The 826-nt window shown below is 64.4% G+C and carries 1 protein-coding gene; it reads right to left on the bottom strand.

What is annotated here, in order from left to right:
* Positions 1-331: 331 nt before the first annotated feature.
* The gene (locus tag BST44_RS29215; protein WP_083180055.1) at positions 332-700 is read right to left on the bottom strand and encodes a hypothetical protein; all 369 of its coding nucleotides are present in this window, start codon (positions 698-700) and stop codon (positions 332-334) included.
* Between the last annotated feature and the right edge of the window lie 126 nt (positions 701-826).

The raw sequence follows: 826 nt of genomic DNA, 5'->3' as shown, positions 1-826 counted from the left end.
CCCCCCCCCCCCCCCCCCCCCCCCCCCCCCCCCCCCCCCCCCCCCCCGCCCCCCCCCCCCCCCCGCGCCCCCCCCCCCAGACAGTAGTAGCTCATCGCACTCACTCCCTTGGGCGATTACATATGCCGCCAGTCCTCTACGTTGCTCTGGGTGTGCGATCGACCTACAGAGCACTTCGGCCCTTCCGGGAGGAGCCTCAGTGCTCTGAATATGGCGGCCGAACTCATCTGCGGCCGTTAGAGCGCCGACGCGGAGTAATTGGGAAACACATATCTGGTCGCGTGGCTCCCGGGCGCGGTCAGCTTGGCGAACTCTCGTGTGGCAGCACTACCTAGCCGGACCAGTACTCCAACATCGGTTCGTTGCTCAGCACGCTCGAACCCTGAGTAATGAGCAGCGCCCTGGGAGAGACCGAGTACTGCACTCCGTTATTCGTGGCAATGAAGCTAGCCCCCGACTGCACAGGGTCATCGATCTCGACTGATAAGCCGTTCTGCAGGCCGACGCCTCTGTAGTAAAACCGCCCGACTCCCGTCTCGCAGATCACCAACGCCGAGTCGGCCGTCCGGGCAATCACCACCGCCGGGTTGGTGTAGTTGCACCTCGCGCCCGGATAGCTCAGGAAGCCTTGGCGGTCGGCGTCGGCCGGGATGTGGTGATCAGTGTCCGGGGGTGGGGGAACAGCACTAGGCGATGGCATCGCGTCGGTGTTACGAGGACTTGGTCGTGCGGACGGTGCCTCCCTCGGTGATAGTGTCCCGTCAATTGGTGGACTTCGGATCTTGGCGTTGGTCCACGCATCGCGATCAACGAGTCATGTTGAACG

The organism is Mycobacterium scrofulaceum (genome assembly GCF_002086735.1).
Lineage (GTDB): Bacteria > Actinomycetota > Actinomycetes > Mycobacteriales > Mycobacteriaceae > Mycobacterium > Mycobacterium scrofulaceum.
This window is presented reverse-complemented; position numbering and strand designations above follow the sequence as displayed.

What these genes read in the sequence shown, in the direction of transcription:
- BST44_RS29215 (WP_083180055.1), bottom strand. Translation starts at nt 700, where the DNA reads ATGCCATCGCCTAGTGCTGTTCCCCCACCCCCGGACACTGATCACCAC.